The sequence below is a fragment of the Seohaeicola sp. 4SK31 genome (genome assembly GCF_028802875.1).
Taxonomy (GTDB): domain Bacteria; phylum Pseudomonadota; class Alphaproteobacteria; order Rhodobacterales; family Rhodobacteraceae; genus Seohaeicola.
This window is the reverse complement of record NZ_JARAMP010000024.1, coordinates 37015-51941: the sequence shown is the minus strand read 5'-3', so window position 1 is coordinate 51941 and position 14927 is coordinate 37015. Positions and strand designations below refer to the sequence as shown.

The 14927-nt window shown below is 56.1% G+C and carries 12 protein-coding genes; 4 read left to right on the top strand and 8 right to left on the bottom strand.

The window, feature by feature from the left end; genetic code table 11:
- On the top strand, positions 1–1584 hold a 1584-nt coding region (locus tag PVW27_RS17620; protein WP_274560003.1), incomplete at its 5' end, for a primase-helicase family protein.
- Between the two features lie 1354 nt (positions 1585–2938).
- Here the strand turns inward: PVW27_RS17620 and PVW27_RS17615 are convergent.
- Complete coding sequence (locus PVW27_RS17615) at positions 2939–4258, bottom strand: hypothetical protein (protein ID WP_274560001.1); 1320 nt, start codon at positions 4256–4258, stop codon at positions 2939–2941.
- A 224-nt stretch (positions 4259–4482) separates the two neighbouring features.
- Here PVW27_RS17615 and PVW27_RS17610 point away from each other — a divergent pair, with 224 nt between their 5' ends.
- The gene (locus tag PVW27_RS17610) at positions 4483–5229 is read left to right on the top strand and encodes a recombinase family protein (RefSeq protein ID WP_338019965.1); all 747 of its coding nucleotides are present in this window, start codon (positions 4483–4485) and stop codon (positions 5227–5229) included.
- Positions 5230–5787: 558 nt separating this feature from the next.
- Here PVW27_RS17610 and PVW27_RS17605 read toward each other — a convergent pair.
- From PVW27_RS17605 to PVW27_RS17590, 4 genes are all read right to left on the bottom strand, one after another.
- Positions 5788–6705 carry an RES family NAD+ phosphorylase gene (locus PVW27_RS17605; protein WP_274559999.1) on the bottom strand — a complete coding sequence of 306 codons (918 nt, stop codon included), beginning with the start codon at positions 6703–6705 and terminating at the stop codon, positions 5788–5790.
- Between the two features lie 105 nt (positions 6706–6810).
- Positions 6811–7749: a sce7725 family protein gene (locus PVW27_RS17600; RefSeq protein WP_274559997.1), complete on the bottom strand. Its 939-nt coding sequence runs from the start codon at positions 7747–7749 to the stop codon at positions 6811–6813.
- Between the two features lie 5 nt (positions 7750–7754).
- Complete coding sequence (locus PVW27_RS17595; RefSeq protein WP_274559996.1) at positions 7755–8639, bottom strand: sce7726 family protein; 885 nt, start codon at positions 8637–8639, stop codon at positions 7755–7757.
- 402 nt (positions 8640–9041) lie between these two features.
- Positions 9042–10502 carry a phospholipase D-like domain-containing protein gene (locus tag PVW27_RS17590; RefSeq protein WP_274559995.1) on the bottom strand — a complete coding sequence of 487 codons (1461 nt, stop codon included), beginning with the start codon at positions 10500–10502 and terminating at the stop codon, positions 9042–9044.
- A 167-nt stretch (positions 10503–10669) separates the two neighbouring features.
- Here PVW27_RS17590 and PVW27_RS17585 point away from each other — a divergent pair, with 167 nt between their 5' ends.
- Entirely contained in the window at positions 10670–11905 is a 1236-nt protein-coding gene (locus PVW27_RS17585; RefSeq protein WP_274559994.1) for an acyl-CoA dehydrogenase family protein, read from the top strand.
- Between the two features lie 181 nt (positions 11906–12086).
- Here the strand turns inward: PVW27_RS17585 and PVW27_RS17580 are convergent, their stop codons facing one another.
- The 3 genes from PVW27_RS17580 to PVW27_RS17570 all read right to left on the bottom strand — a co-directional run bounded on the left by PVW27_RS17580 (position 12087) and on the right by PVW27_RS17570 (position 14052).
- The gene (locus tag PVW27_RS17580; RefSeq protein ID WP_274559993.1) at positions 12087–13148 is read right to left on the bottom strand and encodes a YeeE/YedE family protein; all 1062 of its coding nucleotides are present in this window, start codon (positions 13146–13148) and stop codon (positions 12087–12089) included.
- A gap of 39 nt (positions 13149–13187) precedes the next feature.
- Positions 13188–13496: an ArsR/SmtB family transcription factor gene (locus PVW27_RS17575; RefSeq protein WP_274560005.1), complete on the bottom strand. Its 309-nt coding sequence runs from the start codon at positions 13494–13496 to the stop codon at positions 13188–13190.
- Between the two features lie 175 nt (positions 13497–13671).
- Positions 13672–14052: a thioredoxin family protein gene (locus PVW27_RS17570; protein WP_274559992.1), complete on the bottom strand. Its 381-nt coding sequence runs from the start codon at positions 14050–14052 to the stop codon at positions 13672–13674.
- Between the two features lie 117 nt (positions 14053–14169).
- On the opposite strand from PVW27_RS17570, the gene PVW27_RS17565 reads away from it, so the two are divergent.
- A complete protein-coding gene (locus PVW27_RS17565) occupies positions 14170–14907 on the top strand; it encodes a cytochrome c biogenesis CcdA family protein (RefSeq protein ID WP_274559991.1) in 738 nt (245 codons plus the stop codon).
- Positions 14908–14927: the final 20 nt, after the last annotated feature.

The following is a 14927-nucleotide window of genomic DNA, read 5'->3' as shown; positions in this document are numbered from 1 at the left end:
ACACTGCGTGCCCGGATTTACGAGGCGGAACGCGACCCCGACAGGGATCGCAGCAAGTACGGCACCGACGAATACCTGTACGAGCGGATCGAAAAGGCGCGCGAGCATATCGCCGAAGAGCGGTCGAAGCAGGAAGGCAAACCTTTCGACATGGCAGCGCCGCTTGGCGATGACCTTGACGAAGCCCTTGCCAATCTCGACCGGGGATTCAAGTACGTGAACATCGGCGGCGAAGGGCGGTTCTTGCGCGTTCTTGTACCCGGTGAAAAGCCGAAGCTTGAAGTGTGGAACACCACCGCCCTGTCAAACTGGTACGCTAACCGCAAGGTGGCCATTACCACCACCGATGCAAAGGGCAATGAGGTTGAAAAGGAAATCAACCCGGTCCCGGTGTTTTTCAATCGCGCGCGCCGGTGGTCAGACACGGCATTTGCGCCGCCGCCTGCTAGCATTGGGCCGAACGTCTATAATCTCTTCCGGGGCTTCACGGTGCAGCCGGAACCCGGTGACTGTACCAAACTCAAGGATTTCATCCGGGACATCATCTGCGACGGCGACGCGGAGGTGTTCAAGTGGGTTTGGCATTGGATGGCGCACATGGTGCAGCGTCCCGGCGAGAAGCCCAAGACGTCGCTGGTCATCTGGGGCGAAGGTGGTTCCGGTAAGGGCACTTTTGGACGGCTTGTGCGGGCGCTGGTGCATCCCTACGGGACCACCTTCGGAAGCAAGGATGATGTGGTAGGCCGCTGGGCCGGGCAGCGCCATGCGCTGAATATCGTAGGTGTGTCGGAAGAAGCTGTGTTCTCCGGAAACCGCGAGACAGTGAACCAGCTCAAGCACAAGATTGACGCCGAAGAAACCACGGTGGAGGTGAAAAATATCCAGCCCATCGAAATGCCGTCATTCATGCGTTACATTTTCGATAGCAACCACCCCGACGCGATGCACATTGAAGGCAATGGGTCGGAACGCAGGTATTGCGTTTTGCACGTCTCGAACGCTCGCAAGGGTGACCTCGATTACTTCAAGGCACTTCGGGAACAGATCGACGATGATGGTATAGGCGCACTGTGTCATGAACTGATGACCTATGACCCGGCTGACGCTGAAATGCAGTGGAGTGACGTTTTCACCGCGCCTGTCACGTCCGACCGTACGGACATGGAACGCGAAACGATGCGCCCTGTACACCGGGCCTTCACGCGGATGATCGAAGACGGCGAATTCATCTACAAGGAAGGTTCAGAGACTTTCAGGTTCGATCTGACTGAAGGACAAACCCGGATTCCGAAGTATATGCTGAGAGCCTTTGTCGAAAAGTATGGGGACAGCCGTCAGGCTGGCGAGACGGACCCGGAACGCGTGTTTGAAAGGCTGTTTGGTCAGACGCTGCAGGCGAAGAAGGCCCGGTGCAAGTGTTGGTATCACCGCGCGCAGGACCATGACGTTGATGAATGGGAAGAGGCAGCGCCGAACCGGCAGGCTTATGAACTGCCCGTCCACTCCGAGATGTTGGCGGCACTGGGTAAGGGTGCTCCGGAAACCGAAGGGAACCACCTGACCGGCGAAGCCAGCGAGGCCTGACAGGTTTACTGGCGGGACCGTATAGGTTTCTGCCTTGGTGGTTCAGTAATGGAGTAACATTAGATAGGGGCGGCGTCAGCCGCCCTTTTCGGTTCGTGAGTCCGTTAGTCTTTGGATGTTGTTCCATGTTCCAACGTGTGTTCCAAAGTACTAACCTTTAAGCGTTTGAATTTAATTGATGTTCCCGCCGTTCTTATGTTCCGGCGATTTTCAGAAATCATCAGAGGTTTATTCACCGCGCGCCACTAAAGGCGCGGAGGGCGTCCGCAAAAAAAGTCTATTACCTTGTTCCTACTATTTTCTCTGGAACGACTGGAAAACTGGAACAATTAAATAAAAACATGGACTTAGGGTAAAATCATGCTGGAACAGCGTTGGAACAGGACGGAACACCAGCACACCAAGCTGGACGGTTCGGACTAAGACTACGCTAATCCAAATCCGCCACAGCCTCTTTCGCGTGATCTACCGGCATTCGGGGCCTGTCAGCCAACCTGCCCGCTATTAGACATCCATTGGTTTTGCCTCAGCAATGCCTGAGGGTTTCGCGAGGGGAAACATTCGTTCAAGGGCTTCACGGTATTCCCCGCGTTTTAGTATGCTAAATAGGCGCGGATAGAAGGCTTCAGACGCAGCATCAATTACTTCCGCCACAGCAGCACCGTCGAACCGCGCTGTAAGGCAGCTCTCCGCGCGCCATGCTCTTGAGCCAATTCTCGAACGCTCCTTTAAAGATCATGCGGTAGTCCGCCCTAAATTCCGTCTCAACTCGTGCACCTGCATGCAGCCCAATGGTGGTGAAGAGCGGCCTCGAAACTACCTCAGGGTGTTCGCCGTATCTTCCAAAGCCATCAGTCCGGAAATCTTGATTCCGTCTTTTGTCTACGCTTGCAGCGAATGCGCCACTTTTTGGTGCTCATTGATGCAGGATATTGCCGCGGATTTTTCATCTGCACCTTCGCGCTTGATCTCGGACGATTAGGCTTACAAGTCCAACGTCCGTTCACCGGTACGGACGCCACGGAACGCTTCGAAAAAAAGCGTCCCCGCCGTGCACTCCCCGACTGTCGAAGGACTGGCAGTAAACGGAAGCACGGTTAGGAAAAGTGAAAATGAGAGTTGATACTTTTTTGTGGTCGGAAAGCTGCAGGGTGACCGACTCACCAGCATCAGTGCTAAGGGCTGCAAAACCGGGAAATCCGCTGCAAAATTCAAAGAATTCGCTCTCTATGACAGGCTTAGCGGCTGCTGCCCGCCGCCTTGGATGCCATGGTTGACAAAATGCATACGTTTCTAAACATTGGTTACCTCAATTGGTTCAAGTTAATCTACTTTTTCCGGCCCGTCCGCGTTGTCACCAATCGTAACGGCGCGGTGTACGCCCCATAAGGTCTATTGAAAAACAGGACGGAAACCCGGATGGCCTGACCGTGACCCAATCATGGCTATCGGGCTCTTGCTTAGCCTCCTTTGGTAGTTTGAGGCGCTCGAAGGACCCCGGCTGCAGCTCAAAATCGCCTTTCTTAATTGTCAGAAGCTCGTACCCTCCTGCTATGATTGCTATTTCTTCGATGTGCTCTGCTATCTCCCGACTGCTTTCGAATAGCAACATGCAACCGTCTAGTTCCTGTAGTTTGCAGGTGGGCTGGTACCGTTCGATGAATGGTTCCGAAAGCGTTTTAAAGTAAAGGGCTTTTTGATCAACTTCCAGAATTCCGGATGATCCGGAAGTCCGGACGTAGTCAAGTTTTTCTTCTCCGTTGATATTTTTGGGGTGCTCCAGATTATTAACGTCTCTCACATAACGGGCGTGATGAGGAGTGTTAGGAATCAACCAGCTAAATCCAAAGCCGAATTCGCTGTTCTTTGTATGCTTCTTTCCTCGCGCCTGCCACTCTGCAAGCGTCTCTTGAATTTTTTTAGTCCCGCCGCCAAAGGTAATTCCAAGTAGGCCATCTGAGTGAACGCGCAGAGACAGCATCGTTTGAAAGAAAAACTCACCTTCACAAGCTTCCCAGATGTTCGAGTCTAACCTCACGACGGTCGCAAGATGATCAAGCGTGAACTGCGCTTCCATCAGAAATTGGATTCTTTTTGTTGTTTTGTGGAGGTCCTTCAAACCTGAGCCAATAATAGAGTTGATCTTATCCCCCCAAGCAGTAAAAAACTCTTTCTGTTCTGCATCGCTCAACGAAATGTCAAGGTACCGATGCCTAATTGCATATCCACGGTTTGAATCAAGGGCAACCCTTAATATCTCTCGGTCAAAAATGTCGCAGTATGAAATACCCTTACCTCGTGCATGTTCTTTTAATTCAGAAATGATGCCCGGAGTAAGCCCAACATTCGTGAGAAAGACGAAGGCTTTGGGAGGCGGCGTCCCATCTTTTTTTTCGCTCAACGCATTTTTTAGATCTTCTTTAAATTTCTTTTTTATTTGTTTCCTGTGTTCGTTTCCGTCGCCCGCATCATTCACGAACCCTACCGCCCCGAAACACAGATCGTCTCTGTAAAATGATTGAATATCCCGCGATCCGTCCGGTCCCCCTTTAGGAAGGCGTGGCGACACGTCGGAATATCCCTCCTGAACAGAGAGAATTTCCAAGCACATCCGTTCGCGTGCGGCTTGATTAGTGTTTAAGTAGTCTTTCAGTCTTCGGTCTGTTTCACTCATCGTCCTGACAACTCCGTTCTTAGTCTCCATCACAACCTACCGGATAGCACACATTTGATCTGCTTTGGCATAGCGCCTCAAGCCGCAAAAGACCGTCTCAGTCGCCATGCGCCGCAGCGCCTGCAACTTCCTAAAATATGTAAGTGCTGCTGAGTCATTAATAACTGACAAAAATAGTCAGAAACTCAGGCGCAGAATGCTTTTTTTTCAAAGAAGTAATTGAAATGTATCGAAAAACATTATTTTTCATGCCATATATAAACCACAACGAACGACGACGTTTTTTAAGGAATGCGGATATGGTCAAGAAGTATGTCATCTACCGGCGGGTGAGCTCAAAGTCGCAAGGCGAATCTGGGCTGGGTCTTGAAGCTCAGGACCGCGATATTGCCCTCTTCCTCGAAAACTTTTCAGACGTACCGTTTAAGATTCTGGGAACCTTCGCGGACGTTCAGAGCGGCGCTGACGTGCACCGCTCTGAACTCGCAAAGGCCGTAGAACTGGCGAAAAAGCATTGCGCAGAGCTTTTGGTGTCGAAGCTGGACAGACTATCCCGCCGGGTCAGCTTCGTTTCCACGCTTATGGAAGATAACGCCTTGAAAATAAGGGTTGCCAGCATGCCAAACGCTGACGCGTTCCAGCTTCACATCTATGCGGCCTTGGCAGAGCAAGAGCGCAACTTCATTAGCCTTCGCACCAAGCAAGCCCTCGCAGCCGCCAAAGCGCGTGGCGTTCAGCTTGGAGGCCTTCGCGACAAGACCATGAAGCGGAACGAGGTAGCGAAGAAAGCCGCTGACGCGGCTGCGGAACGTGTCGCCTCTATCGTTCTTCCCATGAGGGAATCTGGCGCGTCGTTTCAGAAGATCGCGGACGCTCTGAACGCCGCTGGTGTGTCGACTCCAAGGGGTAAGAAATGGGCCGCTATGAGCATTAAAAACGCGGCTGACAGGCTTTCTGCCCGAGTCGCCTGAACTGGGTGGGCTGCGCCGCCAAGTGCGCTTGTAGGTGCTGATACTGGCTCAGGAGTCATAACATGACTGTGAAACTTGCGTCGTCCCCACGTCAGCGGGCCTTTTGCCCATCTCCATCAGATCAAACTTTAAATAGTCAGTTAAAAAAAGCCGTATGGGACCCGTCACGGGGGATGCGTCCCTTGCTCAGAGGCGCGACAGCACCAGTCAGCACATATGACAACTTTTCGTGTCACGTTGTTGCACGCTACACGCGTATAGCCTTGCTTGTTAGTATCCACCTTCATGGAAAGCCTTCTCGTCCTGTGTACGATTTCGCACCGGCAGGGACCCAGCCGCCGAGTAATCCCCCCTGAAGTGATCACGATTCCACTTTAGAAAATTTCGCCAGAAATCGAAATTTTGTTGCAATGCCCTAGCAGATATCTGCGACTCGCCACTGAGCCATTAATAAGGCTGGGTGAACCTGTGCAAATGCTGAAGAGAATGGGTTAGTTGATCCCGACGATTGACGGCCGCTGTTTGGGCCACATCTGTAATTGCAATAGTCTCGCACTGTCAGTTTTCTTGAGCTACCACTACTGTGACCTTGTCGACGCGCCAGATGGCTACGCCTTTCGCTGCGGCCTTGGCCGGATCAAACACCGCAAGGTTCACGCCGTCGCTAACCGAGCTTGAATACAATACACCGTCCCACCCGGAACGCTTAATGAATTCGCAAAGGTATTGACTAGGAACATACTCAACCGCCGCGGCTTGTGGCCTAACTGGGCGGGTCAGTTCGTTTCCTAGCCGTTCTAGGAAGTCAATGTCTCCGCGCAGCGCGCCAATCTTGTCTTCATCACCGAGGGAGAACGGCGAAATCAGATGTTTTGGTGCTCTGAGGTCAACTAAAGCCATGTTTTCCGCGGCAATCTCGAATTCCGCCACTGTCGCAGTTTCGCCGGTATGCGGACGAATTTCCGCGATTGAAGTCTCTGGTGTCGAGCCAACATAAAGATATGGGATGCCCGGTGGGTTCGCGCGGCCATGCGACGTGACACCAATGGGCGGGGCACCCATGTTCTCGATGGAATAGGGAGCGCTGCCCGCGTTTATTCGCGCGCGATACCATTTGTCGGAAAAGTCTGGGGCGCGTAGAAACTTGAGTAGTTCCCCGAGGCGTTCGAAGTCGACTTCAACCTCGGGAAAATATCGATTCCGGCTGCGAAGCTCTTCCGACAGTTGTTCCCATCGCTCCAAGCGGTTGCTCTTAAACCTGTCAGAAGGTCGATATTTCTTTCTTAGAGCTTCCGCATTGTTCAGTATTTCGGCGAGTAAATCCTTGGCTCGAAAATCATCCATACGCTGATGCTGAAACATCGCCCAATCATCGCGAAACCATTGGACTAACTCTTGCCCATCCTCGGACTCTTCATAGATGTTGGTCACAGTAGAAAACAGATCGAACAACTTGGCCGGTTCAACAAGGTCCATCCCTTCCGAGCCGCAATAGCTACACTTCCCTTTAATTAAAGCAAGCGAGGGGAGAATGTCACGAAGCCCCACGTCGCCAAAGCAATTGGCACAACAGAGCATGAACTAATCCCCGAAATAGGCGGCAAGCGTCTCGATATGATGCTGCATTGCAAGCTTCTTGACGTATCCCAATCCCGGATAGTGGCGGTCCGCGTGAAGTCGCCGAAATTCCTGAACCGCATTTGTGTTCAGTATTGGGCAGTCATCACGTTCAAGGACTTCAATCATTGCAGCCAATGCTTCCGCAAACTTGCCAGCCGGGTCAGTTGGCGTATCTTGGCGCACAGATAAGAAGTGTCGAACGAACATCGCATCGTCCTGCGATGGATCGATGTACGTAAGATGGATAGCGATTGCATAGGCAGGCCCGCCAGACTCGGAGAAATCATCACCCACGGTTAGAAAGTCTCCGAAACCGCTCATTCCCTCTTCGGCAAATGTCACGTGTAAGTCAGAAAAAAATTCAACTGGAGGATGATCTCGGTTGCGCCTGCGTTCAAAACCATCTCTCAGCAGGACCCTTTCGACACTCTGAAAATGTCGCCGATACAACCGACCGCAACTGTCTTCTAAAAACACATGTCGAAGATCATTGACCCTAGCCCCCAGCGCATCAGCCAAAGCAGCACCGTTGGCAAATCCAGCATGAACCAAGGTTACGGCATCGTTTTCGAACTCAAGGCAGAGCCGAACCGCTTCGTCTACAGTGCACTCTTCCTTGAGAAGAACAGCGGGAGAAAGATCAACCTCTTCAATAGGACCATTGCGCAAGAAGTTGATTATCCGCTCTCCATCATCCGCATAATCACCATGGTGAGGGTTAACGATTACAATTGCAGTGCCGCCAGCCTCTCCAACAGCCGTTAACGCGCGGCCAAGACCATTGAGGACTTCTTTGACAGGCTCGATGATCGGGATGAAATGCGCCCTCGCCATTAGATCGGCGTTCTCCCGGATTGTGATCAGTTCATACTGTTTTCCACGAAAGTAAGGATAATACATTGCCACTATGCCCAGTGCTCAGCTTCCAATATCGATGTCTCAACCGCTGCAATAAGTCGGGGTTGATCACTTCGCCTTATAGGAGTGGAAAGCGCCGCAGCTTGCAAGGAAGAAGGTAGATTGGCCAAAAAATCTCTCAGCCCGAACTGGCTGCGGGATTTTCTCAGAACCGCAACTGCTTCATAATGTAGAGCAGCAGGGTCTTGATCTACAAACAGCTCGCGAACGACTCTGAACCTTTCGGTATTGGGGACTTGAGGCACGTCTACCCCGAGACTATCAAGCACTCGACATGCTTCTTGTATCCGCAACACGTCGAAGAGTGACGCCGGCTGTACTCTCTCCGGGCGATCTTTGGCCGCTTGAATCTCGGAAATCTGCCCTCGGCGGTTCAGGACTAAAATCCCTACATCCTCCGGGGCAATGCTGATTACTCTCTCCGCATGTGCTTCGGAGGTGATCACATTAACAGACGCAAAAGCCCGCCGATATGCCTCAAGTTGGCAAGGAAGTCGGGACAGGCTGTCGCGCTCAGACTTGATTTCATAGACCGTGGACGTGCCATTGAGTACAACAACATCTGCCTTGTTTCCCTCCACTCGAACCTCGGTCAGCATGGACGCACTGCGCAGACTGTGTCGGCCAAGGAGGATTTTTTCAGCAATAGCAGACTTGTAAATATATTCGTCGCGACTGCCGGGCGTGTCGATTGCTTTGAAGGCTGAGTTGAAGACGTCTGAGACAGAGAAGGTATCCGAAAATCGCTCTCGGCCAATCTCCCGCACCAAGCGAGCGAAAAGCGGGGATTTTCCTTTTTTTGCCAACTGGTGAAATACCGCTGACGAGAAAAGGCGGGTGGTCGCCGCAAGTCTTGATTTGTCCACGACCATAGAAATTGGTCTCTCCGCCTGTTGTTTTCGTCTCATTGTGCCAGATGTCTAACAGAAAGAACACCCATCCTAGCCAACCAGATAGAGCACGTGGCGGGTTTGCGGCAGGGTCAGATTGCCGCAAAGGGTGCAGGCACTGTGAGGTCTGGAGTGACTCACGTTAGCCATACCATGAAAGATCGCGGTGCAGATCAATGCTAGCGTGGGGGGTAAATGTATGCACAGACTTTGCACAAGCTTTGCACATAGCTTTCTTATTTCGTTATTTTAGTCTTGTAAGGCACTGTAAATAAACATTAAAAATTCATGCGGTGGAAGAAATCGAAAATCGAGTCTTCTCGACCGCACCAATTTTCCGACAGATTGTCGTTGCATGGCGGGGCCTGTCCCTTTGAGGGACGGCTATTGGCGCAGGTGCAATTTGCGCCGCAGGCCGCCCCATCCCTTGAACAAGCCTCGTTTATCCAGCGGTTCGAACATGTCGTCCGGACCGTTCGGGTCAAGGATCTCGTTTTCGGCCAGCCAGTTTTCGATGTCCGAGGTGTCGGGCATGGCATAGGGGACAAGGCTGCGCCCGGCGCCGCGCAGCGTGTCGATGGTTCGGATCAGCGAACCGGTCTGTCCAAGGCTGGTGGCCACGTCCTCGGACGAAACCCCAAGATGTTCCGCGACCAGATCGTTGCGCAGGGCCGTGATGTGGCTGCTCTCGGCCGCATCACGCGCCGTCAGGATCACGTCGCATTCAGTATCCATCCGCATGGACCGGTTGTTGAAATTCGACGACCCGACGCGCAGGTGGATGTCGTCGACGATCATGATCTTGGAATGCACATAGATATGGGCTTCGGCCTCGGTCACGGGATGATAGAGGCGAAAGCGTCCATGCCTGTCGATCCGGCGCAGGGCATCGACAAGGCGGGCGCGCGCCGTATCCATCACGATCGGTTCCAGCCACCCTTCGGCGGCGTGCGGATTGATGATCACCACTTCGGGGCCGTCATCCTCGACCAAGCGTTGCGCGATGGCCGCAGCGATCCGGCGCGAGGCGAAATACTGGCTTTCGGCATAGATCACATGTTTGGCCGAAGCGATCAGGGCCAGATAGGCCGACTCGATCTCGTGGCAGCCGGGATCGTCGCCATAGGCGGGCACGGTGCGCATGACGGCAAGGCGGGTGTCGCGGAAATCCGGCTCCAGACCGTCGGGCCAGCAGTCATGTGCGGCAGAGCAGGGGGGCAATTCCTCGCCGGTGGCCACCTTCCAGCGGTGCCGTGCCAGATCGCCCATGAGGCGTGCAGCGGCGCCGTCAAAGGCGCTTGTCGAATCATGCCAGGGACCATGATCCTGCCCGGACGGGTGTTCGCGCGTGGGTTCCACATCCCGATGCGCGCGGATGTCCCATCGGTTCTCGGTCATGTCGATCCCGCCGCAAAAGGCCATGCAGTCGTCGATCACGACGATCTTCTGATGATGCGACGACGCCATCGGATGGGCGCTGTCCAGCCGCAGGGTGATCCGCGGGTGCCGCTTCCAGCGCAGGATCCACAGCAGGGTCCGCCCCCGGAAGACGGCGTTCAGCGCGCCGATATCCCAGCGCAGCAGCCGGATCTCGAGCGAGGGTGTGCGATCCGCCAGCCAGAGGATGAAATCGCCCAATTGCTGCGGGCCATCGTCCGTGCCGCCGCGCAGGTCGATGCGCGCGTCGAAATCCCATCCGATCAGCATGATCGAACGTTGCGCCTTGAGCATGGCGTCGCGGGCGGCCACGAAGTAATCCGCCGCATCCACGATAAGGGAAAAGCGTCCGGTATCCGCGATTTTCCAGCAGGTCTCGCCGGGGGCCATCAGGGGAAGTGATGTCACGTCGTCTTGTCTCCTGCCGATGAGGCCACATGTCCAGCGGTATAACCCCGCGCCCCCGATTCCGTTCCCTCGCGACGCGGCGTCCGTTGACGTTTTGCCCGCTTCCCATCCAGCCGCCGACGTGGTGTTATCCGCGTGGAATTGTTTTTCGCAGGGAGGAAATTGGCATGGACATGAATTTCGGGATGCGCCCCGAGAACCGCAAGCTCTTGGATCGCGTGGCCGCGATGATCCGTGATGACGTCATGCCGCTGGAGGATGAATATCACGCCGAGATCGCCAAGGAAGACCGCTGGCAATATACCGCCCGCCAGACCGAGATCCTGGAGGGGTTGAAAGCCAAGGCCAAGGCGCAGGGTTTGTGGAATTTCTGGCTGACCGACAGCGAGAAGGGCTTCGGCCTGACCACCGTGGAATATGCCTATTTCGCCGAAGAGATGGGCAAGACCCCGCTGGGAGCGGAGGTGTTCAACTGTTCGGCCCCCGACACGGGCAACATGGAAGTGTTCGAACGTTACGGCACCGCCGCCATGAAGGAAGAATGGCTGGCCCCCCTGCTGGAAGGCAGGATCCGTTCGGCCTATCTGATGACAGAGCCGGATGTGGCCAGTTCTGACGCCACGAATGTGTCGATGTCCTGCGTGCGCGACGGCGATCATTATGTGCTGAACGGGCAGAAATGGTGGGCCTCAGGGGCCGGTGATCCGCGCTGCAAGGTCTATATCGTGATGGTCAAGACCGGCGGGGACGACCTTCCCAAACATGCGCGTCATTCGATGATTGTTGTGCCCACGGGCACGAAGGGCATAGAAATATTGCGTCCGATGGAAGTTTACGGCAATGACGACGCGCCGCATGGGCATATGCACATCCGCTTTACAGATGTGCGCGTGCCCGCCGATGCGTTGCTTCTGGGCGAGGGGCGCGGCTTCGAGATCAGCCAGGGCCGTCTGGGACCGGGCCGCATCCATCACTGCATGCGCGCGATAGGGCAGGCGGAATCGGCGCTGGAGCTGATGTGCAAACGGTCCCTGGCGCGCGAGGCTTTCGGCAAGAAGCTGGCGCAGTTGGGCGCGAATTACGACATCATCGCCGAATGCCGGATGGAGATCGAAATGGCGCGCCTGCTGTGTCTCAAGGCGGCGTGGTACATGGATCAGGGCGACAAACGCGCCGCGGCGCCCTGGATCAGCCAGATCAAGGTGATCGCGCCGCGTGTCGCGCTGAAGGTGATCGACGAGGCGGTGCAGATGTTCGGCGGGCAGGGCGTCAGCCAGGATACGCCGCTGGCGCATAAATGGACCCATGTGCGGACCCTGCGTCTGGCGGATGGGCCGGACGCCGTGCATCGCCGTCAGGTCGCGCGGGCCGAGTTGAAGAAGTACACGCAGGAAAAGGTGTGATCTGACGGATCTGCGATGATGGGAAAGGGGGGCGCGTGCCCCCTTTTCGTTTTCGACCCTGTCGCAGGTCATCGATGGGGAATTTGAGTATTTTCAGCAAGATGAAAGGGCGTCGGGCCTGCAATTCATCTTGCCGAAAATACTCATATCCTTTGGCTGGGGCCAGACGCGGCGGTTATGATCATTCCGCAGGCTGGAACCCTTCGATCAACTGGCGTAGCCCGAAGGCGGCCCCGGCGAGGATCGACAGAAAGACCACAGGGGCCGAGAAGGCCAGCACCGAAAAGGCCGAAATACCCTGACCGATCGTGCATCCCAGTGCCAGCACCGCGCCCACGCCCATCAGGGCCGCCCCGCTGATCTGGCGGCGCAGTTCGCGCGGGTCCTCGCAGGCTTCCCAGCGGAAATGGCCTTTGAAAAGCGAGCCGATGAAGGCGCCAAGGATCACGCCCGCCACCGATCCCACCGCGAAGGAGGGCGCGCGGGCCGAGCCGGTCATGGCGTAAAGCAGGCTTTCCCCCACGGGGGCTGAAAAGCTGTGCGAGACGACAGGCATATCGGTGAACCCTGTCGTGGCGACCCAATAGCTGCCCGCCCAGCCCGAAACGATCCCCAAGGCCACCACGGCAGCCCAGAAGATCGCGCCCGTATTGGTCAGGAAGCGGCGCGAGGACAGGGTGCCCAGCACGATCAACGCGCCGATCACCATCCCGATCAGCGGCACCGATCCGCCTGTGAGGTCTGCCACAAGATGCGCGAGGCCGGGGGGCATCTCTCCGGTGACCACGTCCTGCTGGTTGATCAGCGCGGCGCGCAGCGGGGCCAGCGGGCCTGACATCACGAAATAGGCGGACAGCCCCATCACCAGCACGATCACGAAGGCGCGCATGTCGCCGCCGCCCAGTCGCGCGATGGAGCCGAAACCGCAATTGCCCGCCAAGGCCATGCCATACCCGAACATCAGCCCGCCGATGATCGACACCAGCGGCATCCAGCGGATCGAGAGATAGAAGGAGCGTTCCGGTTCCAGCAGACCCGTGGCCATCAGGCCGAAAGTGCCCATCACCGACAGGCCAATGGCCAGAACCCACATCCGCATCCGCGTGTCATTCTGGCCGTAAAGCAAGTCCTCGATCGCGCCCATGGTGCAGAAGCGGCCCAGCCGCGCGGCCAGCCCCAGCAGAAGCCCGCTGCCCATGCCGATCAATGCCACCAGGGCGCTGTCGCTGATGCCTTCGAACATGCCTGATCCTCCCCGATCCGGTGCCGTTCTTCTGTCTGCCTAGCGTTGGTCCCGCGCGTCATCGGCGCAGAAAAGCTCGTAGACAACTTCAAGTATACGCTTGGGGCGGTCGTCGGCCAATCGGTAATAGATCGCCTTGCCATCGCGGCGGGGGATCACCAGACCTTCAAGGCGCAGGCGCGACAATTGCTGACTGACGGCGGCCTGACGGGCCGAGAGAAGGTCTTCCAATTCGGTCACGGATTTCTCGCCCGAGACCAGATGGCACAGGATCAGCAACCGGCCTTCGTGGCTGATCGCCTTGAGAAAATTGCTGGCAGTCGTCGCATTCTCGACGAACTGATCCATCTCGGCATCCGAGATGCTGCTGGTAAAGACCGGAAGGGGCACCTGCCTGGTTCCTTGCCTAGTTTCGGTTGCGCATGCCCGTTCTGCGCGGGCAATGACCGGTGTGTCGGGCACGGATCGTTCCGGCTCGGCCCGGCGGCCAAACCCTTTGAAGGCGCCGGCGAGGCTGCGGATATCAACTGGACCCGACGAAATCGGTAGTCTCCTTTAGCATCTTTTCCAGCAGGCCCCAGAAAAAATCTTCGCCCGGATAACCTTCGATCCGCGCCAGTTCCGCGCCATCTTCGATCAGGATGAAGGTGGGTGTGAAGATCACCGGCCGGTCGAAGCTGACGCCATCGGGCGCGCCGTCGCGGATGTTCACCACGCGCAGGGGGGCGAACTGGCCAAGGTCGGTATTGGGATAGGCGGGGCCGATCTCTTTCTTCCAGGCCAGGCAATAGCCGCAGCCTTCGCGGTCCACCATCACAAGCTCGGTCGCCGCCGCCGGCAGGCTGACGGCCAGCAGGGCGGCCGCACAGGCCAAGGGACGCAGAAGGGTCGCGACGGAACGCATGAGTAAACCCGGAAACAAGGGCGCAGTGTCAGCAAGGCAATTGACCTGCGCGGAGATTGACGACATCAGTATACAAAACGTAATCTGAATATGTGAATAGATCAAGGAGTCCCGCGCATGCTGGACATTTCCTATGCAGGGGCGGCTCTGGCGGGGCTGTTGTCCTTTTTCACCCCCTGCATCCTGCCAATGGTTCCCTTCTACCTGTGCTACATGGCGGGAATTTCCATGTCCGAATTGCGCGAAGACGGGGATATCGCCCCCGGCGCGCAGAAGCGGTTGGTGATCTCGGCGGTGTTCTTCGCGCTGGGGGTCAGCACGATCTTCGTGCTCTTGGGCATGGGGGCCACGGCCCTGGGCCAGACCTTCGCCCAGTGGCGTCAACCGCTGTCCTATGTCGCGGCTGCGGTGCTGCTGGTATTCGGGCTGCATTTTCTGGGCGTGATCCGGATCGGGCTGCTGTATCGGGAGGCGCGGATCGAGAGCAAGGCGGAGCCGACGACCGTGATCGGGGCCTATGTGATGGGGCTGGCCTTCGGCTTTGGCTGGACCCCCTGTGTCGGTCCTGCGCTGGCGGCGATCCTGATGGTGGCCAGCGGGATGGGCGATATCTGGCAGGGCGGCAGCCTGTTGCTGGTTTACGGTCTGGCGATGACCGCGCCTTTCGTGGTGGCGGCGCTGTTTGCCAAGCCCTTTCTGGGCTGGATGCAGCGCAACCGCCGCTATCTGGGACATGTGGAAAAGGTGATGGGCGTCATGCTGATCATCTTTGCGATCCTGATCGCTACGAATGCGGTCAACCTGATCGCGGATGCGATGATTCGCTGGTTTCCGGGGTTCATGTCGCTCGGCTAGGGCGCAATTCGAGGGAGGAT

What these genes read in the sequence shown, in the direction of transcription:
- PVW27_RS17600 (WP_274559997.1), bottom strand. Translation starts at nt 7,749, where the DNA reads ATGTATTATCCTTACTTTCGTGGAAAACAGTATGAACTGATCACAATC.
- PVW27_RS17575 (WP_274560005.1), bottom strand. Translation starts at nt 13,496, where the DNA reads ATGGATCAGTTCGTCGAGAATGCGACGACTGCCAGCAATTTTCTCAAG.
- PVW27_RS17605 (WP_274559999.1), bottom strand. Translation starts at nt 6,705, where the DNA reads ATGGACCTTGTTGAACCGGCCAAGTTGTTCGATCTGTTTTCTACTGTG.
- PVW27_RS17610 (WP_338019965.1), top strand. Translation starts at nt 4,483, where the DNA reads ATGTATCGAAAAACATTATTTTTCATGCCATATATAAACCACAACGAA.
- PVW27_RS17585 (WP_274559994.1), top strand. Translation starts at nt 10,670, where the DNA reads ATGGACATGAATTTCGGGATGCGCCCCGAGAACCGCAAGCTCTTGGAT.
- PVW27_RS17580 (WP_274559993.1), bottom strand. Translation starts at nt 13,148, where the DNA reads ATGTTCGAAGGCATCAGCGACAGCGCCCTGGTGGCATTGATCGGCATG.
- PVW27_RS17595 (WP_274559996.1), bottom strand. Translation starts at nt 8,639, where the DNA reads ATGGTCGTGGACAAATCAAGACTTGCGGCGACCACCCGCCTTTTCTCG.
- PVW27_RS17570 (WP_274559992.1), bottom strand. Translation starts at nt 14,052, where the DNA reads ATGCGTTCCGTCGCGACCCTTCTGCGTCCCTTGGCCTGTGCGGCCGCC.
- PVW27_RS17565 (WP_274559991.1), top strand. Translation starts at nt 14,170, where the DNA reads ATGCTGGACATTTCCTATGCAGGGGCGGCTCTGGCGGGGCTGTTGTCC.
- PVW27_RS17615 (WP_274560001.1), bottom strand. Translation starts at nt 4,258, where the DNA reads ATGAGTGAAACAGACCGAAGACTGAAAGACTACTTAAACACTAATCAA.